Source organism: Halobacillus sp. B23F22_5 (assembly GCF_043497085.1).
Lineage (GTDB): Bacteria > Bacillota > Bacilli > Bacillales > Halobacillaceae > Thalassobacillus.
Map to the genome: position 1 here is coordinate 266,975 of NZ_JBIEKI010000002.1, position 23,872 is coordinate 290,846.

General features: G+C 40.7%; 29 protein-coding genes and 1 riboswitch. Of the genes, 24 read left to right on the forward strand and 5 right to left on the reverse strand.

Going from position 1 to position 23,872, the window contains the following annotated elements; genetic code table 11:
- The first annotated feature begins 142 nt into the window (after positions 1-142).
- The 4 genes from lysA to ACGTN9_RS04700 all read left to right on the forward strand — a co-directional run bounded on the left by lysA (position 143) and on the right by ACGTN9_RS04700 (position 3,146).
- The gene (gene lysA, locus ACGTN9_RS04685; protein ID WP_499591013.1) at positions 143-1,456 is read left to right on the forward strand and encodes a diaminopimelate decarboxylase; all 1,314 of its coding nucleotides are present in this window, start codon (positions 143-145) and stop codon (positions 1,454-1,456) included.
- Complete coding sequence (locus ACGTN9_RS04690; RefSeq protein WP_499591015.1) at positions 1,453-1,890, forward strand: peptidylprolyl isomerase; 438 nt, start codon at positions 1,453-1,455, stop codon at positions 1,888-1,890. Before lysA ends, ACGTN9_RS04690 begins: the two co-directional genes overlap by 4 nt.
- An 83-nt stretch (positions 1,891-1,973) precedes the next feature.
- Positions 1,974-2,426 carry a hypothetical protein gene (locus tag ACGTN9_RS04695; RefSeq protein WP_499591017.1) on the forward strand — a complete coding sequence of 151 codons (453 nt, stop codon included), beginning with the start codon at positions 1,974-1,976 and terminating at the stop codon, positions 2,424-2,426.
- A 342-nt stretch (positions 2,427-2,768) separates the two neighbouring features.
- Positions 2,769-3,146 carry a GNAT family N-acetyltransferase gene (locus ACGTN9_RS04700; protein WP_499591019.1) on the forward strand — a complete coding sequence of 126 codons (378 nt, stop codon included), beginning with the start codon at positions 2,769-2,771 and terminating at the stop codon, positions 3,144-3,146.
- Between the two features lie 47 nt (positions 3,147-3,193).
- Here ACGTN9_RS04700 and ACGTN9_RS04705 read toward each other — a convergent pair whose 3' ends face one another.
- A complete protein-coding gene (locus ACGTN9_RS04705) occupies positions 3,194-3,709 on the reverse strand; it encodes a DUF309 domain-containing protein (protein WP_499591021.1) in 516 nt (171 codons plus the stop codon).
- Between the two features lie 116 nt (positions 3,710-3,825).
- Positions 3,826-3,909 carry a YjcZ family sporulation protein gene (locus ACGTN9_RS04710; RefSeq protein ID WP_093044581.1) on the reverse strand — a complete coding sequence of 28 codons (84 nt, stop codon included), beginning with the start codon at positions 3,907-3,909 and terminating at the stop codon, positions 3,826-3,828.
- A 140-nt stretch (positions 3,910-4,049) separates the two neighbouring features.
- Between ACGTN9_RS04710 and ACGTN9_RS04715 the strand changes: the two genes are divergently transcribed.
- From ACGTN9_RS04715 to ACGTN9_RS04745, 7 genes are all read left to right on the forward strand, one after another.
- A complete protein-coding gene (locus tag ACGTN9_RS04715; protein WP_499591023.1) occupies positions 4,050-4,796 on the forward strand; it encodes a segregation/condensation protein A in 747 nt (248 codons plus the stop codon).
- 6 nt (positions 4,797-4,802) lie between these two features.
- Complete coding sequence (scpB, locus tag ACGTN9_RS04720; protein WP_499591025.1) at positions 4,803-5,402, forward strand: SMC-Scp complex subunit ScpB; 600 nt, start codon at positions 4,803-4,805, stop codon at positions 5,400-5,402.
- 64 nt (positions 5,403-5,466) lie between these two features.
- Positions 5,467-5,880: a hypothetical protein gene (locus ACGTN9_RS04725; protein ID WP_499591027.1), complete on the forward strand. Its 414-nt coding sequence runs from the start codon at positions 5,467-5,469 to the stop codon at positions 5,878-5,880.
- A gap of 39 nt (positions 5,881-5,919) precedes the next feature.
- Positions 5,920-6,408 carry a DUF3907 family protein gene (locus ACGTN9_RS04730; protein ID WP_499591028.1) on the forward strand — a complete coding sequence of 163 codons (489 nt, stop codon included), beginning with the start codon at positions 5,920-5,922 and terminating at the stop codon, positions 6,406-6,408.
- Between the two features lie 222 nt (positions 6,409-6,630).
- Positions 6,631-7,719 carry a D-alanyl-D-alanine carboxypeptidase family protein gene (locus ACGTN9_RS04735; protein WP_499591030.1) on the forward strand — a complete coding sequence of 363 codons (1,089 nt, stop codon included), beginning with the start codon at positions 6,631-6,633 and terminating at the stop codon, positions 7,717-7,719.
- The gene (locus tag ACGTN9_RS04740) at positions 7,713-8,303 is read left to right on the forward strand and encodes a nucleoside recognition domain-containing protein (RefSeq protein ID WP_499591032.1); all 591 of its coding nucleotides are present in this window, start codon (positions 7,713-7,715) and stop codon (positions 8,301-8,303) included. Before ACGTN9_RS04735 ends, ACGTN9_RS04740 begins: the two co-directional genes overlap by 7 nt.
- Entirely contained in the window at positions 8,300-8,818 is a 519-nt protein-coding gene (locus ACGTN9_RS04745) for a spore maturation protein (RefSeq protein ID WP_499591034.1), read from the forward strand. Before ACGTN9_RS04740 ends, ACGTN9_RS04745 begins: the two co-directional genes overlap by 4 nt.
- Here the strand turns inward: ACGTN9_RS04745 and ACGTN9_RS04750 are convergent.
- On the reverse strand, positions 8,811-8,945 hold the full coding sequence (locus ACGTN9_RS04750; protein ID WP_499591036.1) for a hypothetical protein: 135 nt from the start codon (positions 8,943-8,945) through the stop codon (positions 8,811-8,813). The genes ACGTN9_RS04745 and ACGTN9_RS04750 overlap by 8 nt on opposite strands.
- Positions 8,946-9,083: 138 nt before the next feature.
- Here ACGTN9_RS04750 and ACGTN9_RS04755 point away from each other — a divergent pair, with 138 nt between their 5' ends.
- From ACGTN9_RS04755 to ACGTN9_RS04800, 10 genes are all read left to right on the forward strand, one after another.
- Entirely contained in the window at positions 9,084-9,827 is a 744-nt protein-coding gene (locus ACGTN9_RS04755) for a pseudouridine synthase (RefSeq protein ID WP_499591038.1), read from the forward strand.
- A 55-nt stretch (positions 9,828-9,882) separates the two neighbouring features.
- Positions 9,883-10,431 carry a thiol-disulfide oxidoreductase ResA gene (resA, locus tag ACGTN9_RS04760; protein ID WP_499591040.1) on the forward strand — a complete coding sequence of 183 codons (549 nt, stop codon included), beginning with the start codon at positions 9,883-9,885 and terminating at the stop codon, positions 10,429-10,431.
- A 25-nt stretch (positions 10,432-10,456) separates the two neighbouring features.
- Complete coding sequence (resB, locus tag ACGTN9_RS04765; RefSeq protein ID WP_499591042.1) at positions 10,457-12,082, forward strand: cytochrome c biogenesis protein ResB; 1,626 nt, start codon at positions 10,457-10,459, stop codon at positions 12,080-12,082.
- Between the two features lie 33 nt (positions 12,083-12,115).
- Positions 12,116-13,303 (forward strand): c-type cytochrome biogenesis protein CcsB, encoded by a 1,188-nt coding sequence (gene ccsB / locus ACGTN9_RS04770; protein WP_499591044.1) that lies wholly within the window; start codon positions 12,116-12,118, stop codon positions 13,301-13,303.
- A 144-nt stretch (positions 13,304-13,447) separates the two neighbouring features.
- Entirely contained in the window at positions 13,448-14,164 is a 717-nt protein-coding gene (locus ACGTN9_RS04775; RefSeq protein WP_499591046.1) for a response regulator transcription factor, read from the forward strand.
- Positions 14,164-15,951, forward strand: a complete 1,788-nt coding sequence (locus ACGTN9_RS04780) for an ATP-binding protein (protein WP_499591048.1) — start codon at positions 14,164-14,166, stop codon at positions 15,949-15,951. Before ACGTN9_RS04775 ends, ACGTN9_RS04780 begins: the two co-directional genes overlap by 1 nt.
- Positions 15,952-16,019: 68 nt before the next feature.
- Positions 16,020-16,202, forward strand: a riboswitch (cobalamin riboswitch).
- 195 nt (positions 16,203-16,397) lie between these two features.
- Entirely contained in the window at positions 16,398-16,805 is a 408-nt protein-coding gene (locus ACGTN9_RS04785) for a DUF4430 domain-containing protein (protein ID WP_499591050.1), read from the forward strand.
- A 5-nt stretch (positions 16,806-16,810) separates the two neighbouring features.
- On the forward strand, positions 16,811-17,314 hold the full coding sequence (locus tag ACGTN9_RS04790; protein WP_499591052.1) for an ECF transporter S component: 504 nt from the start codon (positions 16,811-16,813) through the stop codon (positions 17,312-17,314).
- A gap of 108 nt (positions 17,315-17,422) precedes the next feature.
- Positions 17,423-17,965 carry an RNA polymerase sigma factor SigX gene (gene sigX, locus ACGTN9_RS04795; protein ID WP_499591054.1) on the forward strand — a complete coding sequence of 181 codons (543 nt, stop codon included), beginning with the start codon at positions 17,423-17,425 and terminating at the stop codon, positions 17,963-17,965.
- Positions 17,952-19,139 (forward strand): RsiX family anti-sigma factor, encoded by a 1,188-nt coding sequence (locus tag ACGTN9_RS04800; protein ID WP_499591056.1) that lies wholly within the window; start codon positions 17,952-17,954, stop codon positions 19,137-19,139. The genes sigX and ACGTN9_RS04800 overlap by 14 nt, the downstream gene beginning before the upstream one ends.
- 328 nt (positions 19,140-19,467) lie before the next feature.
- Here ACGTN9_RS04800 and ACGTN9_RS04805 read toward each other — a convergent pair whose 3' ends face one another.
- Positions 19,468-19,716 carry a ferredoxin gene (locus tag ACGTN9_RS04805; protein WP_028783072.1) on the reverse strand — a complete coding sequence of 83 codons (249 nt, stop codon included), beginning with the start codon at positions 19,714-19,716 and terminating at the stop codon, positions 19,468-19,470.
- Positions 19,717-19,951: 235 nt separating this feature from the next.
- Between ACGTN9_RS04805 and ACGTN9_RS04810 the strand changes: the two genes are divergently transcribed.
- From ACGTN9_RS04810 to ACGTN9_RS04820, 3 genes are read left to right on the forward strand one after another with little or no spacing between them, the layout of a single operon-like run.
- Positions 19,952-21,016: a YpbB family protein gene (locus ACGTN9_RS04810; protein WP_499591058.1), complete on the forward strand. Its 1,065-nt coding sequence runs from the start codon at positions 19,952-19,954 to the stop codon at positions 21,014-21,016.
- The gene (locus ACGTN9_RS04815; RefSeq protein WP_499591060.1) at positions 21,013-22,548 is read left to right on the forward strand and encodes a RecQ family ATP-dependent DNA helicase; all 1,536 of its coding nucleotides are present in this window, start codon (positions 21,013-21,015) and stop codon (positions 22,546-22,548) included. Before ACGTN9_RS04810 ends, ACGTN9_RS04815 begins: the two co-directional genes overlap by 4 nt.
- The gene (locus tag ACGTN9_RS04820; protein WP_499591062.1) at positions 22,541-23,122 is read left to right on the forward strand and encodes a CPBP family intramembrane glutamic endopeptidase; all 582 of its coding nucleotides are present in this window, start codon (positions 22,541-22,543) and stop codon (positions 23,120-23,122) included. Before ACGTN9_RS04815 ends, ACGTN9_RS04820 begins: the two co-directional genes overlap by 8 nt.
- A gap of 157 nt (positions 23,123-23,279) precedes the next feature.
- Here ACGTN9_RS04820 and ACGTN9_RS04825 read toward each other — a convergent pair whose 3' ends face one another.
- Positions 23,280-23,849 (reverse strand): manganese catalase family protein, encoded by a 570-nt coding sequence (locus ACGTN9_RS04825; protein ID WP_093044621.1) that lies wholly within the window; start codon positions 23,847-23,849, stop codon positions 23,280-23,282.
- Positions 23,850-23,872: the final 23 nt, after the last annotated feature.

The window sequence follows — 23,872 nt, forward strand, 5'->3', positions numbered from 1 at the left end:
CTTTCTTGAGCATGGGACAATTTGCGATCCCCCCCTCGTGGAAGAACCGGGAATGGCAGTTCGTAAGCGAAAAATTTTTTCTCAAAAAAAGATTGGAAATAATAGATTGGATATCGTATTGGCACAGGAAGGAAGGAACTACATGAGTTTACCTTATAATGAACAAGGTCATTTGCTGATAGGCGGTATTGATGCAGTGTCATTGACCGAAACGTACGGCACTCCATTGTTTGTATATGATGTAGAACGGATCAGAAAAAACGCGCGGGCGTTTGTAAAAACATTTGAGGAACGAGGGATGAAGGCACAAGTCGCTTATGCGAGCAAAGCTTTTTCCTCGGTAGCGATGCTGCAGGTAGCCAAACAGGAAAATTTAAGCCTTGATGTCGTTTCTCAAGGAGAGTTATATACGGCATTGAAAGCGGACTTTCCTGTGGAAAAAATACATTTGCATGGGAACAACAAAAGCCTTGAAGAACTAGAAATGGCAGTTGAACAAGAAATCGGGTGTATCGTGGTTGATAATTTCTACGAAATCGATTTGTTGACAGCCATACTTGAGGAAAAAGGAAAAGAAATGGACGTATTACTTCGGGTCACTCCAGGAATTGAAGCACATACCCATGATTATATTCTTACAGGTCAGGAAGATTCCAAGTTTGGATTCGACTTATCGAGTGGGCAGGCTGACATCGCTTTTCAACAAATCAGTAATTCGGAAAGAATTCATTTAATTGGACTTCATTGCCATATCGGTTCACAAATATTTGAAACAAGTGGTTTTTTAATGGCGACCAAGAAACTTTTTGCTTCCATGGATGAATGGAGAGAAAAGTACGGATTTACAGCTGAAGTGCTGAACCTCGGAGGAGGGTTCGGTATCCGGTACACGAAAGAGGATGACCCGCTTGAATTAGATGCTTATGCTCATGCTCTCATCAATGAAGTGAATGAACAGGCAGCCGAAAAAAACTACCCGGTACCTGAGATCTGGATAGAACCTGGCCGTGCCATCGTAGGGGATGCTGCAGTAACTTTATATTCCATAGGTGCTATTAAAGAGATACCTGGAGTCCGAAAATATATATCCGTGGATGGTGGAATGACAGATAATCTACGCCCGGCTTTGTATCATGCAAAATATGAAGCGGCAGTTGCTAATCGGATGGATGCACCAATTCATGAAAAGGTATCAGTTGCAGGGAAGTGCTGTGAGTCAGGAGATATGCTAATATGGGATGTAGAGCTTCCGGAGGTATCTCACCAGGATATACTTGCGGTGATGAGCACTGGTGCCTATGGCTATTCGATGTCTAACAATTACAATCGTTTTCCACGACCAGCAGTCGTATTTGTAGAAAATGGAGAACATCAGCTGGTTATAGAGCGGGAAAACTACGAAGATTTGCTTAGGCTGGATTGCTCTTATATAAAAGGAGAGGAGAGTCTTACATGAAAAAAGGCAGCATTACATTTGAAACAGGAGAAAAAATTGTACTGGAATTTTACCCTAAGGAAGCACCAAACACGGTAGCTAACTTTGAAGAGCTTGCAAACAGCGGTTTCTATGATGGGGTAATCTTCCACCGCGTCATCCCGGGCTTTGTAGCACAAGGGGGAGATCCTACAGGAACCGGTCGCGGAGGTAGCGGAAAAACAATCAAATGTGAAACAGAAGGAAATCCGCACAAACATGTCGCGGGCTCCTTATCTATGGCCCATGCCGGAAAAGATACTGGAAGCAGTCAATTCTTTTTGGTACATGAACCCCAGCCGCATCTGGATGGCGTCCATACTGTATTCGGACAAGTAATTGAAGGAATGGATACGGTATTGAACATTAAGCCAGGCGACACAATGAAAGAAGTTCGTGTGTGGGATGAGGAATAAGTAATGGATATAGTGGGCCCTTTTAGAGGCTCACTATTTTCATTTCATTCGGCTTGTTTACCTGAAGGAGAGGTGATGGGGCATTGCTGGAGTTTTTGGCTGTGATGATTTGGGTTGCCCCATTAGGTATACTCATCCATGAATTAGGACATGCTGTACCGACTGTTCTGCTGGGACGTGGGGAAGCTGTTCTTCACATCGGCACTGGTTCCGTCGTAATAAGGGCGAGGTGGGGCAAATTTCATTTGCGTGTCCATCGTTTATTTTTTCTTGGCGGACATACGGAGAGCTGCTGTAACGAAAGCTATAATAGGTGGCAAAAGGGAGCTGTGAGTTTAGGGGGACCTTCCTTGAATCTGTTTGTTTTTTTATTATCCTACGCATTTCTGCGAATCGAGTGGTTACATATTTTAACGTTATTCAATTTATATCTGGCTGTATTCAATCTCATTCCATACAGTTGGAAAGGAAAACACTCAGATGGTTATCTATTTTTCCAGATATTATTAAATAAACAATCGGAAGAGACACCTTGAATATTTTTTGAGTTTAGCTTATGCTAATCGTTGAAGCTCAACAAGGTCAGCAACATGGGGGAAATTGAAGTGAGAAAGAAAAACATTATTTTGTTTATCGCTTTGCTGACGTTCAGCATATTATGGGGATTATACTACTGGTTTTTTATTGTAATGTAGGTGCATACTGAATTTAGGCGAACTATATCGAGGTTAAGTCATATTAATAACAACTACGGCTACCCATGATTAGCTGGAGAGAATATCAACGAATAGAGGAATAATACTATTTTGGCTGGATAATCAGCAGCTTGATTCCTATTCATGGGAGTAGGAAAGTTATTTTTATAATGAGGGGTTACTATGCTAATTCGCTATAAAAAGACATTTGAAAAAATTGCTATGGGGCTATTGTCATTCATGCCGGAAGAGAAGGATGTCAAGAAGCTCCAGCAGACAATAAAAGAATATGAGACGAATGAGGATTGGCAGTTGTTCCTTTGGAAGGACGAAGATATCCTTGGTGCAGTCGGAGTTCGTTTAGAAGAAGGCGAACGTGCGGTGATTCAACATGTAACCGTCAACCCTTCCCATCGCAATATGGGAATAGGGAAAAAAATGGTGCAAGGCGTGAGAGGGTTTTATCGAGATCAGTATCATGTATGTGCTGATGAAGCGACAAGCGCCTTTTTAGAAAAATGTTGTGCAACCAACACCGATGCTAAATCCGCAGAAGCATGATAAAAATAAGCGCATGTCCATGACATGCGCTTATTTTCGTTAATTATCTATTTATAAACATTTTCGGGATGCAATATTTCTTGATTGTTTCCACTTTTGTTTCTTAATTTATGTTTGTGGGTTAAATAATGGTCGAAGGGTTCCTTTTCTCTGTTATAGGGAACCTGCCATTCTGAACAGGTGTCCTTTACCGAGAGAATCAATCCGGGATCTTTGATGGGAAGATTGATATTCTGATAAGGTGTTCTCTCCTTCAGGGCACGATCTAGTTGTGTAAGGATATCTGACAGGGCCTCCAGTTCCAATCCAAGGGTTTCCAGTTCATATTGTTGGGCTGCCCAGTTATTTTGCAACCTTGATACTAATTTGTCCGCCCCTTTATAATTGCCTCGGCGGTAGTGATATAGACTTACCGCAAGCTGGATCATCCATACCCATACAGAATCCCGCTGACCTGGGGCGGTCTCTTTCCAATATTCTTCCAATACTTCGTGACATTCAAAAAAATCTTTTGTCCCGTTGAAATGTGCCAGAAATTCGACATAAGCTTTTGGATAATACATAAAAAACTGCTCCTTCATGCTCATTCTTGAAGTTTATCAATAGTGTAACATAACAGAGCAGAAATAAAGAATGACAAGGTTCTTTTAAGAAGAACCTTGTCATTCGATTATTTATTTTAGTACCAAGCTGCTCCTACAATAACCAATAAGATGAACAACACGACGATTAAGGCAAAGCCGCCTCCATAGCCTCTACTCATCTTAATCCCTCCTTTTTGCTGTTAACGGAAATCTGATTTTTTGGTAAGATACATCTTACGATAATAAAATATGTATCCAAGTGAAATGTGTATGGGCTGATATCATTGGTTTGGCAGATGAATAAGCGGAGGAAAAATATATGAAGCAAAGTTACCAAGTAAAAATAGATATGTTCGAAGGGCCTCTTGACCTTCTTTTACACTTGATCAACCAGTATGAAATTGATATTTACGATATTCCGGTTGCGGACATCACGGAGCAGTATATGGCTTATATCCACACCATGCAGCAACTGGAACTTGATATCGCAAGTGAATACCTGGTAATGGCGGCGAGTCTGCTTGCAATGAAAAGTCAAATGCTCCTTCCTAATCAACCGATCGAGTTGGATGATGAAGAGGACATGGAAGAAGATCCACGCGAAGAACTGATGAGACGCTTGATCGAGTATCGGAGATATAAGGATGCGGCCATGCTTCTAAAAGAAAAAGAAGAGAAGGCTGATCGAATGTATACGAAACCTCCATCCAATTTGGATGCTTATCAGGAAGAACAACCTGTAATACGTAAGGGCGAAGGATCCATTTATGATATGCTGGGTGCTATGGCAAAAATATTGAAAGGTCACCGGGCTACTAACAGTAATCGTACGGATACGAAAGTCCAGCGGGATGAGATTCCTATTCAATTAAGAATGTCAGAAATCATGGACCATATCGATAAATCCGGCAGTGGTGTAAAATTCGATGATTTATTTCCGCAGCCTTCCCGAACACATATCGTAGTAACTTTCATGGCTTTGTTGGAGTTGATGAAAGGAAATGAAATATATTGTGTACAGGAGAAACATTTTGATGAATTGCTTGTGTATAAAATGGAGGACTAATCTATCATGAATATCAATGAATACAAGGGAGTCGTCGAAGGGCTTCTTTTCGCAGCAGGAGAAGAGGGCCTGACAAAACAAAAGTTGAAAGATGTACTTGGAATAGAGCAACATACCCTTCAAGAACTTTTAGATGAGCTTATGGTCGACTATCAAGAAAAACAGAGAGGCGTCACCTTGATGTTTTCGGATAATGCCATTTACTTGGCAACTAAAGTGGAACACGCCCCATACTTAAAGCAGCTGTTGGATTCTCCACAGTCTTCGAAATTATCCCAGGCTGCCCTTGAGACATTAGCAATCATCGCTTACCAGCAGCCCATTACAAGAGTGGAAATTGAAGAATTAAGAGGGGTTAAAAGTGAGCGTGCAATCCAGACGCTTATCAGTCGCTCCTTAATTCACGAAGTAGGAAGAAAAGAGGGAATTGGTCGTCCGATTTTATATGGTACCACGAAGGACTTTTTAACCTACTTCGGGATAAATTCTTTAGAAGACCTTCCTCCATTGCCAGAGGGAAATGAAGATGATATGGAAACGGAAGCAGACCTGTTTTTTGAGGAGTTTAGTACCCAGGGACGCGAAAGTGCAGATGATAATGACTAATATTCAGATTTTTCAGTGCAGCTATGGTAACATATACTTATATTAATGAGTTTGGGGGGAGATTATGGAAATCAAATCATCCAAAGGAGAAGAGCTGGTAAAAGCTAAGTCTAATTCACCCGAGGAGTTTTTCAACCGCTCCGAATTAGTATACGAGGATAAAGGTAGAGAACATAAATTTTCTGTGCTGTATCTCCGGTATTTTGATGAAAAGTTACATGAATTCACGCCATTTACGGAAAATCCCGTCATGATTTTTGGAGATAATGAAATCATGCTTAAAGATTTAGTTGCCTTCATAGCGATTGTAAAAAATCCTGGTTATAAACATCGTAGAAAAGTGTATATTAATGAGTATGAGGAATATCAAGAGTTATTTTCAGGTGTTAATTGGGAAGCTGTTAAACAAGCCTTCTTGAAGATCAGCGATGGCAAAGGCTTTGATATGGAATCGACACTCGAATTTATTCATGCCTGAAGACCCCAGAGAGGTTTACTTACAATTAGGAGGCTGGCAATGAGCAATCAGATTGTTCGAGCACAAATGAATGAAGTGGGTAACTTTTTAAACCACGTGGTAAAGGAAATTGATACCTACCTGGATAATCACCGATTAGCTGGTTTGCTTGAAGAACAGGGAAGTAAAGATATAGAATACTATCGCACTTTATTAAAGTCATTACGTAGATTAGAAGTGATTTGTGATGAAGCCAAAGACACGATTGGGGTATTACTGCAATCAGAAGTTTTTCGGAAAACGGCCGCAGAACGAACTCTTTATGGGATCTATCATCAATGTATGGCTGAATTCTTTTCTCCTAAAGGAGATAGCTGGTATGAAGATAGTCGTGCCGCTTACACCGGGAAGAATGCAATCAAGTTCCCTTATGAGCCACCCAAATCACTAAAAGAATTAATGTTCAAATTAGAAATACCTTTTCAGGAAATCCGTGAAGAACTGGATTATTATGAAAGCGATTACCAGGAAAAAGTAATGAAACAATAGAAAAACTTGGCTTATCCCAAGTCCTTATGGCGAAAGCCTATGTGTTTCTTATAATTTAACCCATTAACAAATTTAAACTTTTCTTTTACAAAACCTCCTCTGACGGGGAGGTTTTTTTGTTTGTTTAAGAAAGCAGGGCTTCTTTTCAGCTATCCTCTATCATACGCTTGTCATCCTGGCATAGATTAGTTAATAAGTAATGTATTCGAAGGAGGAGCGGCTTTGAAGAAGCGGATGATAAAATGGCTGGTTTATAGTTTCATCATGTTGAGTTTCATCCATCCTTTTAAAGTAGAAGCGGCGATTTCGGTATCCGCCAGAAATGCTGTGTTAATGGACATGCAGTCAGGAAGGGTACTTTACGAAAAGGCAGCCTACGAAGAGGAGTTGATTGCCAGTACTACTAAAATAATGACCGCTTTATTAGCGGTTGAATCAGGAAAACTCAATGAAAAAGTAAAAGCAAGCAACAATGCAGTCTATACCGAAGGGTCCTCTATTTACCTGAAAGAAGGTGAAAAGATAACCTTGAAGGATCTGGTCTACGGCTTAATGCTCCGTTCAGGTAATGATGCTGCCATAGCTATTGCGGAGTATTTAGGGGGGAGTAAAGAAGGCTTTGCTTATATGATGAATGAAAAAGCAGCCTGGTTAGGAATGAATAATTCTCATTTCGATAATCCGCATGGATTGGATTCTGAAACACATTACTCTTCCGCATATGACTTAGCATTATTGATGAGAAACGCGATGCAAAATGATGTCTTCAGAGAAGTTACAAATGCAGAAAGATACTTATCCGATAACCGGGATTATTATTGGTTCAACAAAAATAAGCTGCTGACAAAGTATTATGATTATTGTATTGGCGGGAAAACGGGTTATACAAAAGCTGCTGGAAGAACACTGGTATCTGCTGCCAAAAAAGGCGATATGGAATTGATTGCTGTTACATTGAACGCAGGAGATGACTGGAACGACCATCAGCAAATGTATGAATGGGGATTTGAAAACTTTGATCATGTTACGCTTCAGGAAAAAGGGAAGGTTCCTGTTGATATTCCTGGACAAAAGTCTTTGTATTATACCAGGGATGTAACCTGGCCAGTTACAGTTAAAGAAAAAGAAGCGTTACGCTCCAGGCTGAACCTTTATCAGGAAGCGGATGATTTCCTTGTTGGCAGGCATGTCGTTTATTTAGAGGACCGTCCTATTATGTCCACTGCTGTGGTTGATCGTCCAACTGAACGATCGCTTTGGTCGCATTGGAAAGAAAGAACCAGCCATTTGATGGGGTTGACGGCATGGTAAATATCATCTGGTCCTTGCTGGCGATTGTTGGAATCGTGTTTGCAGCTTTCAATGACAGAATGGAAGAGGTCAATAAAGCAATCTTCAGCACCATTGATGATGCCATCATGATAACCTTGACCATGATGGGGGTATTGATTTTCTGGCTTGGTCTTATGCGGATTGCTGAGGAAGCAGGGCTGCTCAGAGGGTTAGGTGTATTATTTCGACCTTTTGTCCAGCGTATATTTCCGGATATTCCTAAGGACCATCCTGCAATGGGTTACATTCTATCCAATATGACAGCGAACTTGTTTGGTTTAGGCAATGCTGCCACACCTATGGGGTTAAAAGCAATGAAAGAATTGAAACGCCTACATCAAGCTGATACAGCAAGCCGGTCAATGATTACGTTCCTGGCAATCAACACCTCTTCTATCACTTTGATACCAACTACAGTCATTGCAATTCGAATGAAATATGGATCTGTAGACCCTACAGCGATCGTAGGGGCAACCATCATCGCTACTTGCATATCCACTACAGGTGCTCTCCTGATTGACCGCTATTTTCATTGGCGCAGGACCAGGAGGGGGGCAGTATGAGTGTCAGTATCTGGATTATCCCCGCGATTATATTGTTTATACTGCTAATAGCCACCTATAAGAGAGTACCAACTTATGAAAAGTTCGTGGAAGGTGGTAAGGAAGGGATAGATATTGCTATCTCCCTGCTGCCTTTTTTAATTGGAATGATGGTGTCTATCGCAATCTTCCGGGCCTCAGGTGCAATGGAAGCTATCATTACCGCTGTAGAACCAGTGACAAGCTTACTTGGGATGCCGGAAGACATACTTCCTCTTGCCCTCGTTCGTCCCTTATCTGGTACAGCAGCTTTAGGAATGACAAGTGAACTGATCAAAACCTTTGGGCCGGATTCCTTTATTGGTCAGTTAGCCTCTGTAATGCAAGGGAGCACGGATACTACCTTTTATATTATTACCGTATATTTTGGTGCTGTTGGAATAAAGAAGATGGGGGACGCACTTAAAGTTGGACTAGCTGCTGATTTGATTGGTATAATAGCATCTATAATAGTTGTCACTATCCTGTTTAGTTGAAATAGGTGATGATAACCCCGTATATAAAGCCACGCTGAACCCTCAGCGTGGCTTCCTGTTGGTCAATGAACTTCTTGATTAGCAGACCACCTTCTTCTCTTTGTTCATGAAATGTTAACATTCCCATCCTAAAATAGTGAATGGTATGGCTATCGCATGCTGGTATAGAATAATGCGATTAAGTCAATCACTTGATGAAGGAGGAGATTGATGGTGGTTGTCCCTGACTATATATGTTATTACAATAAATAAGTAGGTGATTGAAATGTCAAACTCATTAGAACGATTGCAAAAAGTGATTGCAAAAAGTGGAGTAACTTCCAGAAGGAAAGCCGAAAAATTGATTAGCGAAGGAAAAGTTGCCGTAAACGGTAAGGTAGTAACTGAACTTGGTACCAAAGTTACTCCGGATGACAAAGTAGAAGTAGAAGAGGTCCCGTTAACAAAAGAGGAACCGGTTTACTTTTTGTTATATAAACCCCGTGGCGTAATTTCCAGTGTTCAGGATGATAAAAATCGTAAGGTGGTTACAGATTACCTGCCAGAAGATACAGAAGAACGCGTCTTTCCAATTGGTCGTTTGGACTACGATACATCTGGAATTCTATTGTTGACGAACGATGGGGATTTTGCCAATCAATTAATGCACCCCAAACATGAGATCGATAAAGTCTATATTGCAAAAACAAAAGGAATCCCTCTGAGAGAAGAGTTGGCAAAGCTGACGAAAGGAATAAAATCAGATGGGGAGCTTTTAAGAGCTACCCATGTCAAAACCAAGTCCGTCGACAAGAAGAAAAATACTGCAATTATCCAAGTGACTCTGCATGAGGGGAAAAATAGACAAGTACGACGGATGTTTGAGACTTTGGGTTACCCGGTAGACAAGTTGAAGCGTGAACGATATGGGTTTCTTGATTTACATGGCATGAATGCAGGAGAAATACGTGAGTTAACCCCTCATGAAGTGAAACAGCTGAGACACTTAGCTGAGAAAAGTGTTAAATAACTTTCACATTTACCAATAGTGTTTAATGTTATAATCGCAAAAGGAGTGATGCGATATGGATAAAACCAAGAAAAAACGCAGGCGATTGATTTTTAGGACACTGATTCTTGCTGTCTTGGTCGGGTTAGTAGTATTTGCGGTTATAGGTAACCTCTCACAGGATGATGCAGTAGTGGCAGAAGGAGAACAGGCCCCTAACTTTGAGCTCGAGCAATTCGGAACAGACGGTGAACGTAAATCTTTGGAGGATTTTAGAGGCAAAGGCGTCATGCTTAACTTCTGGGCTACATATTGCAAGCCATGTGAAGAAGAAATGCCATATATGCAGGAGTTGTACCCGGAATATAAAGAAAAAGGGGTAGAGATCATAGGTGTCAATCTTGATTCAACGAAACTGGTAGTCAATCGTTTCATTGATAAGTATGACCTGACTTTTCCAAACCTTCATGATAAAAATGGCCAAGTAATGGATTTATATGGAATAAGTCCAATTCCTTCTACATTCTTCATAGATGAAAATGGCCAAATTGTAGATAAAGTGATTGGACCATTGACATTAGAAAAGCTGGAAGAACACTTGAAAGAGATTCAGCCAGAAGCTTAAGTCTTAGATATAGAGAGGTTTTACTATGAAAAAAATCAAGTGCGAATGCGGGCATGTCAACCCGGAAGGTACTGTTTTGTGTGAAGCCTGTGGGAAGCCTATTGAAGGCAACCAGCATATTGATGGGAATAAAAAGGATTCCCTGCTGAATATGCGCTATGAAGGTAGTGCCAGGCGTTCACAAACCTATAACAGGAGCGTGGTAGATAAAGTTTGGAACTTTTTCTCCTCAGTCAAGGTTGGGGTCTGGCTGATCATTATCACGTTAATAGCTTCCTCGTTAGGAACGATTTTTCCGCAGGAAATGTATATTCCGCCAGGAGCGGACCCGGTTACCTTTTATGAGGACCAGTATGGCCTTGCCGGAAAAATATATTATCAATTGGGTTTTCATAATTTATACAGTTCCCTTTGGTTTATGATGATGATAGCTTTAATAGGTGTATCTTTGGTTATTTGCAGTATTGATAGGGTTGTTCCCCTACATAGAGCATTAAAAAAACAAAAGCCGAAACGCCATCATACATTTTTAAAGCGGCAGCGTGTGTTTGGAGAAACAAAAGCGAATGTGGAAATAGATGAGTTTAAAAGCAACCTGAAAAAGCATCGTTATAAAGTGCGGGAGCAGGATGGGCATATCCTTGCAGAAAAAGGACGCTTTTCCAGATGGGGTCCCTATGTTAATCACATTGGATTGATTATTTTCCTTTTAGGTGCTTTATTAAGGTTCCTGCCATCCATGTATATCGATGATTTTGTATGGATAAGGGAAGGCGAGACAGAAGTCGTTCCATCAACAGGCGGTCAATATTATGTGAAAAATGAGGATTTTATTCTGGAAAATTATGACCCTGAGAAAGATAAACGGTTTCAGGAAGCTCTTATGAACCAGGACGTGCCAGTTGCGAGCAATTATCAGACAAATGCAGTAATTTATGAGCGTACGAACAATGATGTGGTAGGCGCGGAACCTGAACTGAAAGAATTATCCAGAGAAAAAATTGTTGTCAACGAGCCAGCGAAGTTTGGTGGATTTGCTTTATACCAATCCAGTTTTCAGCTTGATGAATTTTCGTCGATGTCATTTACACTGCATGAAACAGATGACGAATCAGCTGTGTTGGGTGAATTCACTGTTGATCTTACCCAGCCGAAGATGGAATATGAGCTGGATAGCGGGGCAAGAGTAGTCATTGATGAGTATTTCCCTGAATATTACATGGATGGAAATCAACCTCGTTCCAAATCTAAATTCCCAAAGAATCCAGCCTTTGTCTTTTATGTTTACCCACCTGATGGCGGCGAGCCAGAGGTCAGCTTTGCCGGAATCGGAATGAACATCGATCCGACCAACGAAAATGATTATAAATTAAACCTGGCTGGGTTTGATACGCGAGATGTAACAGGTCTAGCAGTGAAAAAAGATTACACTTTGCCGTTTATGGCCGTAGGTGGTTTGATTTTCATGATCGGTGTCATACAAGGTATGTACTGGAACCACCGAAGGATATGGCTGCAGCCAACCGAAGACGGAGTGTGGATTGCCGGACACACAAATAAGAATTGGTACGGTCTCAAAAGAGATATTGAGAAATCTATTCATAATACACGAATCGAGATGCCGGAAGACCAACAGCAATTAAAAGGTTAACCCTTTGCTGCAAAAGGGTGTAGGAGGATGAATATGGGAGATCTTGTAACGATCAGCAGTAATTTATTGTATGCTTCGTTTTTCTTTTACTTGATTGCTACCTTTTTCTTCGGAGGTACTATCCGTGAAAAGAAAACAGGCAACAGGGGGAAAGCTAGTACGATTGGGATTTCCTTGACTATTGCCGGTTTCGTTACCCAGCTCGGCTATTTCTTTACGAGGTGGGTGGCCAGCCAGCATGCGCCGGTAAGTAATTTGTTTGAGTTCACTACTTTTTTTGGAATGATGCTGGTGATGGCGTTTATCATCATCTATTTCATTTACAGGCTCGATGTAATCGGACTATTCGCTCTGCCTATCGCTTTACTTATTATCGCGTATGCCAGTATGTTTCCGAGAGAAATATCACCATTGGTGCCTTCGCTTAAGTCTCATTGGCTTTATATCCACGTAACTACAGCTGCTGTAGGTGAAGCGATTTTGGCTATCAGCTTTGTTGCTGGATTGATTTTTTTGATTCGCCAAATCGATCAGACGAAAAAGTCAAAGCATACATTTTGGCTTGAATTTGTAATTTACTCGATTTTCTCAACGCTCGGTTTTATCATTATGACTACTGCGTTCGGTGCCATGGACTATCAAGCACAATTCCAGGCACCTGTCGAAGGCCAGGTAGTCAACGTAGAGTATGAGATGCCAGCTATTGTCGGACCAAATGCCGGTGAGCTTCAAACAGAGGGAGTAATGCAGCCTTTATTTGATGCACCTGAATGGATGAGAGGGCAAGATGCTTCACGTAAATTCAATACGTTGATCTGGTCATTTTTAAGCGGATTAGTGCTTTATGGGGTAGCACGATTGATTTTGAGAAAACGTGTTGCTGCTGCCCTGCAGCCTAAATTGAAGAAGTTCAACCCTGACCTGATTGATGAAGTATCCTATCGTGCAGTTTCAATCGGCTTTCCTGTATTCACTCTAGGAGCGTTGATTTTTGCTATGATCTGGGCACAGGAAGCATGGAACCGTTTCTGGGGTTGGGACCCTAAAGAAGTGTGGGCGTTGATTACATGGTTGTTCTATGCATTTTTTCTACATCTCCGTTTATCCAGGGGCTGGCACGGCACGAAATCTGCGTGGCTTGCTGTCGGTGGATTTGCAATTATCATGTTCAACCTGATTGCCGTCAATCTTGTTATTGCCGGATTACACTCTTATGCTTAAAAAGAAGACCATTAGAGAATGCTTTTTCTCTGATGGTCTCTCGTTTACATAATGATATTTTGTTATGCTTAAAGGAAATTGGACAAAATTAATAGAAATAAATAATAAAACTAATAGATATGGACTTGAATAGGGGGCATCTATATGGATAAAGAAGCAAAAGTGCTGGTAGTAGATGATGAGGAAAGGATTCGGCGGTTAATTCGGATGTATTTAGAAAGAGAGAACTTTGATGTGGAAGAAGCCGAAGATGGAGATGAAGCATTAGAGAAGGCATTGACGAATGATTATGATGTCATATTATTGGATATTATGATGCCAGGTAAAGATGGAATCGAAGTTTGTAAAGACCTGCGTGAAAAAAAAGCTACCCCTGTTCTCATGCTTACTGCAAAAGGGGAAGAAAGCAATCGTGTTCAAGGGTTTGAAGTAGGCGCGGATGATTATATCGTCAAGCCATTCAGTCCGAGGGAAGTTGTATTGCGTGTCAAAGCTATTTTAAGAAGATCGTCATCCACTAAATTCTTACAGACAGAGACATCTACTAAAAATGTACTTGTCTTTCCGCATTTGACGATCGACAATGATGCACATCGGGTGACGGCAGATGGCAAAGAAGTCACGTTGACACCAAAGGAATATGAATTGCTGCATTTCCTGGCAAAAGCTCCGGATAAGGTATTTGAAAGGGAGCACTTGCTGAAGGAAGTATGGCAATATGAATTTTTCGGTGATTTACGAACTGTGGATACCCATGTCAAGCGCTTAAGAGAAAAATTGAACAAGGTTTCAAAAGATGCAGCTAAAATGATTGTAACGGTTTGGGGTGTCGGCTATAAGTTCGAGGTAAGTGGTGACTGATGTTTTGGCGCAGTGTAGTAGGTAAACTATGGTTCACCATTTTATTATTAGTTTCATTTGTACTTTTTCTTTTAACTGTCCTGTTGCTGGAGTTTTTTGAGAATTATCATATATTAGAAGCGGAAAGGGAATTGCTTCAGACAGCTGATAAAGTATCAGAAATCGTCCAGGAATATGAGGACAGAGATCTTATTTTAGATACATCCTCGCGGGTAAAAGACCCGTCCAGCCGTGTAGTCATAATTTTTGGTGAAAATGATATATGGAGTTCATCCGCTGAAGACGATCTACCCCAAATAGATCGGCAGTGGATTGAAGAAGATAATGAGTTATCCTCTGTGTTAGCGGGGAAAGAACAAGTTAAAAAAATTGCGGATATCGATAATCTTGAGAATGGTGTCATGGTGGTAGGGACCCCGCTGAATAACGGATCTGGTGGAGTTTTTGTCTATCAGTCTCTTGATATTGTGGAAGAAACCACCATGCAGACGACAAAAATCATATTTTTAGGTGCAGGCATCGCTATCATACTAACCACTATTTTTGCTTTCTTTTTATCAACACGAATCACTGCCCCTCTGATCAAGATGCGGGAGGGTGCACTGGAGTTGGCAAAAGGGGAATTCAATACAAAGATCCCCATCCTTACGCATGATGAAATTGGGGAGCTTGCAATGGCTTTCAATCGGATGGGACGGCAATTGAAATTTCATATAAATGCCCTCAACCAGGAAAAAGAGCAATTGTCAGGGATTCTTAGTTCAATGGCAGATGGAGTAATCACCATCAACCGCCAAGGGGAAATATTGATTACCAATCCGCCTGCTGAGCAATATCTTGAGGCTTGGGCCTATGAAGAGGGAAGTTCAGAAATCGGCAATAATGATGGTCATCTCATTCTGCCAGAGAAAGTGAAGGACATTTTTAATCAGGTGATAGAAACGGAAACAGAAGTCATGACCGAAATGGATACCCAGGGGAGAAACTGGGTGATTATCATGACGCCATTATACGATAAAGATTATGTACGTGGAGCTGTCGCTGTACTTCGGGATATGACTGAAGAGAGAAGGCTTGATAAACTAAGGCAGGACTTCATTGCAAATGTTTCCCATGAGCTGCGTACTCCGATTTCCATGATGCAAGGATACAGCGAAGCCATCGTGGACGATATTGCAGAAAGTAAAGAAGAAAAAAACGAGCTTGCTCAAATCATCTACGAAGAATCCCAACGTATGAGTAGACTTGTCAACGAGCTATTAGACCTAGCCAGAATGGAAGCAGGACATATCACCCTGAATAAAGAAAAGGTTGAAGTCCGTCCCTTTTTAGAAAGAATCACAAGAAAATTCCAGGGATTAGCTCAGGAAAAGGGTATTAACTTAAGACTCCATACAGCAGAAGAACTTGGAGATAAATGCTTTGATCCCGATCGAATTGAACAAGTGTTTACAAACTTGATAGATAATGCTATCCGCCATACCCGTGAAGGTGGTACTGTCGATATCCATATGGAATATACGGAAGAAGGCCTTTATGCTGCTGTACAAGATTCCGGGACAGGTATTCCAGAGGAAGATCTGCCATTTGTTTTTGAACGGTTTTATAAAGCGGATAAATCACGTAAAAGAAAAAAAGGCAAGACAGGCACCGGACTTGGCCTTGCTATTGCTAAGAATATCGTGGAGGCCCATCAGGGCACCGTTGCTGTCCATAGCAAAGAAGGTACTGGTACGACATTTTCATTCCGCTTGCCTGATATTAGCGAAGATGCACAAGATTTGTAACAAAATCTTGTTCCCTGTGAAACAACTATTTTACAATTGTGCTGCTTATGGTAATATTACATTAGAATTTAATATTTTAGAGTTAAGGTTCTCCTGAGTGGGATTAAAAGGGAATTTGGTGAAAATCCAATGCTGTCCTCGCAACTGTAAGTGCCACGAACCGGGCAGACCACTGTACACAAAATGTATGGGAAGGGTCCGTAGTAGGTAAACGCACAAGCCAGTAGACCTGCCTTAATTCATCGTTTCAAAGCTTCGGGGATTGAGCTGTTTGAGACAACCGGTCGAATTATGTATTTTTTTAGTAAACATTCATACTGGTTAGTCTTAGCCCATTCTGTTGAAGGAATGGGCTTTTTGTATGGTATGGAAAGCCGAGGTTGTTTATCTGATTTTCACACCCCCAAAAGCGATGAAACCTACTAAATGTGAGAGGGATGATGGTAATGAGAAGAATGATGCAATTGGTTTTAGCAGCATTGATGAGTGTAGCCGTACTTGTAGGTTGTCAGGCAGAATCGGGAAGCGAGTCCACTGAGGCTCAACAACAGGAGCAACAACAGGAAGTTCCCGTAAAAGTAACGATTTCCGAGAAAAATGGAGAAAACATCGTAACAGAGAAAGAATTGAAAGTAGAAGCGGGCAAAACCCTTATGGATGTACTTAAAGAAAACTTTGAAGATGTAGAAGAAAAAGATGGCTTTGTTACAAAGATTGAAGGAATCGAAGCAAAAGAAGGGGAGCAAAAGGCGTGGTTTTTTACCATCAATGGGGAAAATGCCTCTGTTGGAGCTAACGAATATGAAGTAGAAGCAGATGACACTTTCCAATTTGATTTTCATAAGTGGGAATGATGCATATGAACACTTATAAGATAACCTTGATTGCATTATTGGCATCACTGGCCGTTGTCGGCAGGTACGCTTTCGCCTTTTTACCGAACGTCCAGCCAGTAACCGCGATTATAATTATTGCCGGTTTTTGGCTGGGCCCCCTGTCCGCCGTGATATTAGCCTTATTGACAACCTTCCTTTCCAACGTTTTTCTGGGCATGGGAATCTGGACAGTGTGGCAAGTGATTGCATGGGCTGTCATCGGATTGATGAGCGGACTGATTGGGAAATATTGGTCTAACATTCCATTGCTTTTCTTGTCAGCATTCGGAGCCTTCAGCGGCCTATTTTATGGGTTTGTCCTATCTGTTACGATGTATAACTTCTCGGGTTCATTCTGGGGATATTATTTAGCAGGCTTACCCTTTGATATTTACCACGCCGCAGGTAATGCGGTTTTCATTGTGCTGTTGTATCCTGTGCTGAGCCGATTATTTGAACGATATTATAAACAATGGATTCCTGTATGAATACCAGCCGATTTCAGGTTGGTATTTTTTGTTTTTACGCTTATGATGTAAAGTGTAACTTTTCTTTTACATAAAACGACTAATTAAGAGAACGGGAGGTAAGCAATAGTGAGGTCGGTGTATGAATCCCTATATGAAAAATATCATCAGGATCTTTTTCAATTTATATTTTATATGGTCAAAAATCGAGAACAAGCAGAAGATCTCGTTCAGGAAGTATATATAAAAGTATTGAATTCGTATACCCAATTCAAAGGAGACAGCAGTGAAAAGACATGGTTGTTTTCTATAGCCCGTCATGTAACAATCGACTTTTTTCGGAGACAGACCAGAAAGAGGAAGCGACTGCTGGAGTTTTTTGACTGGGATAAGAAAGGAGAACAGTTAATTGACAACCAGCCTTTACCTGAAGAAATAGCTGAAAAAAATGAGGATATTAAATTACTATATCAATACTTAGAGAAACTATCAGTCGATCAGAAAAGTGTCATTATACTCAGGTACATACAATCGATGTCAATTCAGGAAACCGCTGATATTTTAGGGTGGTCAGTGAGTAAAGTTAAAACCACTCAGCATCGTGGTTTGAAACTTCTGCGGAATATGGCAGCCGATCAAAGAGGGGAGGGGAAACGCAATGAAGCAAAATAACAATAAGCATGATCAAGAATTACAAAAGCAATTGAATCAAATGCCTGGCATCCGTGATCATCAGACGAAAGATGAACTATATAATAAGATAGCTGTACACTTGAAAGAAAGTAAACCTGAAAAGAAAAAGTCTAATCTTTTGCCTGTTTTTGCCTTCATTGCGGTGCTCTTGCTGGCTGCCATCATCACGCCTGCCATGTTAATGAACAGTTCGAATGACGAATCAATGCTAAACTCTTCAGAGTCTCAGAACCATAATACGGCAACAGAATCAGGAATTTCTGAAAATCGGGAAGAGTCAGCGGAGTTGTTTGATACTCAGGATGATGGAAAAGATGCAGAACAAAATGTTCCTGTAAACGATTTTCAAAGTAACTTAGTGTTCGAGGTTGATGAAGGGAAAAACTATATATTTTCCGTAGCAGCAGGGATGAATGCGGAACACATCATCCCGCTAACTATTGAGGTGTCGGTTAGCGATGCTGACTATACACAAGTAACATCCACAGCAGCTGAAAATGCAGATGATCTGGGAGTATCTGTTTTTCCTCTTAATGGGGCAGAAATAGTAATTAATGAGGACCGTGGTGAAATTATCTTTCCGGAGGATTTTCAAACGCAAGGTGGTTCAAGCTCAGATATTATCCTCCAACGAAGTATTGAACAAGTATTCGGTCAGTATGGTGTATCAGAAGTAAAGCTTGGTTATGAAGATGGGCGCCCTTTTGAAATGGGTAATTATGGAACGATAGAAACCATGAAAGTTTCACCTGTCCAAAAGAAAAGTTATAAAATTTACCGTTACAGGGAGTCGGGGCACGACTTTTTAGTACCGATTGAATTAAAAGAAAATTCCTCTATAGAAGATGCGTTTGATATTATGGCCAATGCTGAGGGAGGAGAGTATAGTCGGTCACCGTTGCCGGAAGGGGTAGAATTGGCAGCGGATAAAATTTCTGATCATGAATTATTGATACGTGTAAGTTCCACGGAACAGCTGCAAGCTAACCAGACAACGATGTTTATGGTTGAAGCACTACTGGCTACAGCAGCGAGTTTTGGATATGAGCAAGTAAAATTTGAGGGTTTTCCATTTGAGGTTATCGGTAATTATGATCTTTTGGAGCCGATAGCAACACCAGAAGCAGTTAATTCCATCAAAGTAAACAAATAAATTTTTAGAAACTAAATACCATGCCTATTCACCCATAGATACATGCCCGTCATACAGTAAATCACATACTAGTTAGCACAAACGTTCGGAGCGAAAAAGCTCTGAACGTTTGTTTTTAATGAATGCAATTCAAGACCGCATTTTGCTTAGGACAGAGTTCGCTTATATTATTCGGCTCTTCCGCGATCGTGCACGTTAGTTTGTTTAGATTCACCGGCTTTTGCTTTCATGGTAAAATAGCAGTATAAAAAAGAGGGATAAATCTTGTGTTTGTGACAGTGGGGACAGAGAAATGAAAAGCCCCTCATTCAGAGGGGCTTGTAACTATTTATTCAAACTTTACCGGGTCACCTTCAAATGGTTCATCGGCCACTTTAATGGAGTCTGTAGGACAACCTTCGAACGCATCTTCCATATCTTCTTCCAGAACTTCTGGAATTTCAACGATGCCTTCGTTGTCATCGAGCACTACATAGGCAATGCCCTCATCATCGTAGTCGTAGATATCGGGAGCCGCTGCTCCACAAGCTCCACATGCAATACATGTTTCTTTATCAACAATTGTGTATTTAGCCATAACACATTCCCTCCTAAATAATACAGATCCCTAAAAATAAATTATACAAGTGAATAATTTTTTCTCTCTAGGAACATTCGCCTTAAATGTATTGTACTGCTATCACAGAAATTTTTCAACAACAAAATCGCTCGCAAACCTTGTTGTTACGCGGTTTGGTGTGACTTTTATCACTATTAAGATACAATAGGATGTAGTAAGTTGGATATGGTTCAGGATTAAAGGGGGGATGAGCGTGTTTGAATATATTTTACTTCGCTGTATTAATAACTTAAATGGAGAGCGGACGATAGCGGGTATCTATAATCTGCTGGTGGGAAAGCGTTCATCTCAAACGCTCCAGGATGCACATGCCTATCAACTCACGGAGTTCTTTGCTATCTATAAATCGTTGAAACGCACTGATTTGATAAATGTTATCAATCAATTGATGGAAGATCGAAAAATTATTATAACAGATGAAGATGAACGTCCAAGATTGACGACCTATGGAAGCGATCAACTGGGAAGACTTTCAGATGAGTGGGGACCGCTATATTTTAACGGAATTAATCTCCACGAAAAAGTCACCATTTTTGAAGAACGTCTTTATTTATATATTCAAACCATTACGAATATGAAAAAGGGTAACAAGCATTTTCTCCCGATCACAGACCGAACGGATATATTAAACTGGGTGAAACTGAATTATAAAGTAAATAAAACGAATCTAATGGATCATATCAGCTCCATTTATAAAGAGTTATATCGTTTGTTGAGTTCTGTAAACGAGAAAGAGGCAGCACTGTTCACGTACCGCCTGACGGGAGCCGGTATGATTGGATTAAGTAAACAGCAGTTGTCAGATATGTTCCAGCTTCCCTTGCATAATGTCCATCTGCTTATGCAACATTTACTTCATCAGGTATATCAAGCTGTGGAAAAAAATCCAGGCAACTACCCTGCTCTATTTATTTTTATCGAAGAATCAGAAAACAATCGTTTAATAACAAACTCAGCACAAAAAACTTATTCACTTATTAAACAGGGTATGGACCTGGAGACAATTAGCGAGATACGCCGATTGAAAATGAGTACTATCCACGATCACGTGGTCGAAATGGCTTTAGTCCAATCGGATTTTCCTGTTTACTTGTTCGTCAGTGAGCAAGAAATAGCAGAAATTTCTCAAGTGATTGAAGAACAACAAACCAATAAATTAAAAAATATCTATGATGCCCTCCAAGGTGAATATAATTATTTCTTTATCAGGCTTGTACAAGCAAGAATGCAGCATCAGAAAAGCGAGGCAAAAGTATGAACAATCGATCGCTGGAAATAGAACTGAAACATTATTTTGGCTTCGATGCCTTTAAAACAGGTCAAAAGGAAATTATTTCAGATGTCATGAATGGCAAGGACGTGTTAGGCATTTTGCCAACAGGTTCTGGTAAATCTATTTGTTATCAATTGCCGGCGATATTGTCTGAAGGGGTGACCATTGTGGTATCCCCATTGGTTTCTTTGATGGTAGATCAGGTCAAAGCATTAAAAGCGGCAGGGTACAAAAGGGTTACGGCGATCAACAGTTTTCTATCCCCGGTTCAGAAAAAGCAACTGTTAAGTCAGCTCGCCCATTACAAGCTAATTTACGTATCACCGGAAATGTTACAAAATAATATAGTAGTAGAGCAGTTACAGGCTTTACATATTTCATTATTCGTGGTGGATGAAGCCCATTGCATTTCACAATGGGGCCATGAATTCCGGACAGATTATTTGAAACTGGCAAATGTGATAGAACTATTCAATAGACCTGCAGTGTTAGCTTTAAGTGGAACAGCTACACCAGAAGTACAAGAGGATATCATCAGCCAGCTGGGAATGACGCATGGCGAATCTCATATATATCCGATGGATAAGGAAAATATAAGTTTTGCAATCGAGTATGTGGAACATCCAAATGAAAAATTGATGAAAATAGAACATCTGTTAAAATACCAGCATGCTCCAACAATGATATATTTCTCAAGCAGACAATGGGCCGAAAGGGCATCTGACGAGCTGTCCAAACATTTATCTGATAAAAGAGTTGCTTTCTACCATGGAGGAATGGAGCAGTCTGACCGCTTATTGATCCAACAACAATTCATGAATGATCAACTGGATATCATTTGTTGTACCAGTGCTTTTGGAATGGGGATAAATAAAAAAAATATACGGTATGTCATCCATTTTCATCTGCCGACCCAAACGGAATCTTTTATTCAAGAAGTAGGTAGAGCCGGCCGGGATGGAGCACATAGTATAAGTGTGGTGTATTATTCCCCTTCAGATGACTACCTTCCCAAAAAGCTGATACAAAGTGAACTTCCCGAAGCAGCAGATGTACAGAAAACATTGAATTATTTATTTAACCTTTACCAGGCTGGAGCAAAGCTTCCAGCTGATGAACTTGTCCAAGAAGAACTGGAATTGACAGAAACACAATGGAGGTTCATTAAATACCATTGCCATCAGCACCAGCTTCTGAATCAGCAGGCTATCGTCTTTAACCGGGATAAATGGAAAGAGTTTTATACATTTCTGACAAACCAAGTGGAAAACAGATATAAATATAAAATGGGCAAATTTTCGGAGCTGATGAGTTGGATCCATAGTCAAGCATGCCGGAGAAACGGGCTATATCAACCTTTCCAAAAATCTGTAAAAACGCCTGAGGTTCCCTGTTGCGATTTTTGTGGCTTCGACTGGCGTAATTTCACATTTGGTCAGAAGGAGACTGTCACTTTCCCACAAGACTGGCATGAGCGGTTGAGAGAGATTTTTTTGCAGGGGGACCAACATGAATAAACGGAAGCAATCCGAGCTGATAAACACCATGTCAGATAAAGAAGTTACCTTTCATCTCGTTTTAACCCAATTGATCATTTTAAGTTTAAGCATTATCGGAAGCTGGCTGCTATTTGATTCTTTTTGGAACGGCTGGCTAACTCAGATACATCCTTCTATGAGGGAAGTTCTTATGTACGGCATACTTCCTGGTTTGATCGTAGTGGCAATCGACTTGATATTAATGAAGTTTGTCCCGGCAAAATATTATGATGATGGCGGGATAAATATAAAGGTATTCAAGAACCGGTCGTTGCCTGGGATCATCGGTATTACATTGCTGGTAGCAATCAGCGAAGAAATGCTGTTCCGGGGAGTGCTGCATGCAGAATTCGGCTATACCATCGCCAGTGTGATATTTGCTGTGATGCATATACGCTATTTGAAAAAGTTTGTATTATTAATATCGGTGTTATTTGTCAGTTTTTTTATTGGCTATATGTATGAGATCACGGGTAATCTCCTTACCACCATGACAGCCCATTTTGTCATTGATTTATTACTGGCTCTCTATATTCGTTACAAGATGAGTTGAAGGAATGTCAGCCCTTGCGTATGTCAATGAAGCAATAGTATTTCAAATTTCTATCAATCCTACAAATTTACTTGTACATTCACCTCCGCTCATCAATAAAGAAAAGACCTGCGCTCACCGCAGGTCTTCTTATGTTTTGGAGTGATATTGAAAAGTTTTAAAAGAATTTCTGTTTATCTCTTTCCTCTTTAAGAATTTCAACGGCTTCCCTAAACCGCAAGGAGTGGACAATCTCACGTTCCCGTAAGAATGCTAAGCTATCATTTATGTCAGGGTCATCTGACATGTTGATCAGCCACTGGTAAGTAGCACGTGCTTTTTCTTCTGCGGCAATATCTTCATAAAGATCGGCAATCGGGTCGCCTTTTGCTTGTATATAGGTTGCCGTCCAAGCGTCGCCAGCCGCATTTTGGTAGAACAAAGCGTTATCGTGGTTAGCGTAATGGGCTCCAAGGCCTGCTTCTTTCATCTGTTCTGGTGTAGCGTCTTTTGTAAGCTTATACACCATCGTAGCAATCATTTCCAGATGAGCAAATTCTTCCGTACCGATATCCGTAAGTAAACCGATAACCTTATCAGGTATCGAGTAGCGTTGATTTAAATAACGTAAAGCAGCGGCCAATTCCCCGTCAGCACCTCCATATTGCTCAATAAGGAATTTTGCCAGCCGGGGGTTACAGCTGCTGACCTTTACCGGGTATTGAAGTTTCTTTTCGTAATACCACATGACAAAGAATCACCTCCGCTTAA

Coding starts and splice junctions, on each gene's coding strand:
- ACGTN9_RS04825 (WP_093044621.1), bottom strand. CDS start 23,849: ATGTGGTATTACGAAAAGAAACTTCAATACCCGGTAAAGGTCAGCAGC.
- ACGTN9_RS04725 (WP_499591027.1), top strand. CDS start 5,467: ATGGAAATCAAATCATCCAAAGGAGAAGAGCTGGTAAAAGCTAAGTCT.
- ACGTN9_RS04790 (WP_499591052.1), top strand. CDS start 16,811: ATGAACACTTATAAGATAACCTTGATTGCATTATTGGCATCACTGGCC.
- ACGTN9_RS04690 (WP_499591015.1), top strand. CDS start 1,453: ATGAAAAAAGGCAGCATTACATTTGAAACAGGAGAAAAAATTGTACTG.
- ACGTN9_RS04805 (WP_028783072.1), bottom strand. CDS start 19,716: ATGGCTAAATACACAATTGTTGATAAAGAAACATGTATTGCATGTGGA.
- ACGTN9_RS04705 (WP_499591021.1), bottom strand. CDS start 3,709: ATGTATTATCCAAAAGCTTATGTCGAATTTCTGGCACATTTCAACGGG.
- ACGTN9_RS04715 (WP_499591023.1), top strand. CDS start 4,050: ATGAAGCAAAGTTACCAAGTAAAAATAGATATGTTCGAAGGGCCTCTT.
- ACGTN9_RS04775 (WP_499591046.1), top strand. CDS start 13,448: ATGGATAAAGAAGCAAAAGTGCTGGTAGTAGATGATGAGGAAAGGATT.
- ACGTN9_RS04700 (WP_499591019.1), top strand. CDS start 2,769: ATGCTAATTCGCTATAAAAAGACATTTGAAAAAATTGCTATGGGGCTA.
- ACGTN9_RS04745 (WP_499591034.1), top strand. CDS start 8,300: ATGAGTGTCAGTATCTGGATTATCCCCGCGATTATATTGTTTATACTG.
- lysA (WP_499591013.1), top strand. CDS start 143: ATGAGTTTACCTTATAATGAACAAGGTCATTTGCTGATAGGCGGTATT.
- ACGTN9_RS04780 (WP_499591048.1), top strand. CDS start 14,164: ATGTTTTGGCGCAGTGTAGTAGGTAAACTATGGTTCACCATTTTATTA.
- ACGTN9_RS04800 (WP_499591056.1), top strand. CDS start 17,952: ATGAAGCAAAATAACAATAAGCATGATCAAGAATTACAAAAGCAATTG.
- ACGTN9_RS04730 (WP_499591028.1), top strand. CDS start 5,920: ATGAGCAATCAGATTGTTCGAGCACAAATGAATGAAGTGGGTAACTTT.
- ACGTN9_RS04740 (WP_499591032.1), top strand. CDS start 7,713: ATGGTAAATATCATCTGGTCCTTGCTGGCGATTGTTGGAATCGTGTTT.
- scpB (WP_499591025.1), top strand. CDS start 4,803: ATGAATATCAATGAATACAAGGGAGTCGTCGAAGGGCTTCTTTTCGCA.
- resB (WP_499591042.1), top strand. CDS start 10,457: ATGAAAAAAATCAAGTGCGAATGCGGGCATGTCAACCCGGAAGGTACT.
- ACGTN9_RS04815 (WP_499591060.1), top strand. CDS start 21,013: ATGAACAATCGATCGCTGGAAATAGAACTGAAACATTATTTTGGCTTC.
- ACGTN9_RS04755 (WP_499591038.1), top strand. CDS start 9,084: ATGTCAAACTCATTAGAACGATTGCAAAAAGTGATTGCAAAAAGTGGA.
- resA (WP_499591040.1), top strand. CDS start 9,883: ATGGATAAAACCAAGAAAAAACGCAGGCGATTGATTTTTAGGACACTG.
- ccsB (WP_499591044.1), top strand. CDS start 12,116: ATGGGAGATCTTGTAACGATCAGCAGTAATTTATTGTATGCTTCGTTT.
- ACGTN9_RS04785 (WP_499591050.1), top strand. CDS start 16,398: ATGAGAAGAATGATGCAATTGGTTTTAGCAGCATTGATGAGTGTAGCC.
- ACGTN9_RS04750 (WP_499591036.1), bottom strand. CDS start 8,945: ATGGGAATGTTAACATTTCATGAACAAAGAGAAGAAGGTGGTCTGCTA.
- ACGTN9_RS04820 (WP_499591062.1), top strand. CDS start 22,541: ATGAATAAACGGAAGCAATCCGAGCTGATAAACACCATGTCAGATAAA.
- ACGTN9_RS04710 (WP_093044581.1), bottom strand. CDS start 3,909: ATGAGTAGAGGCTATGGAGGCGGCTTTGCCTTAATCGTCGTGTTGTTC.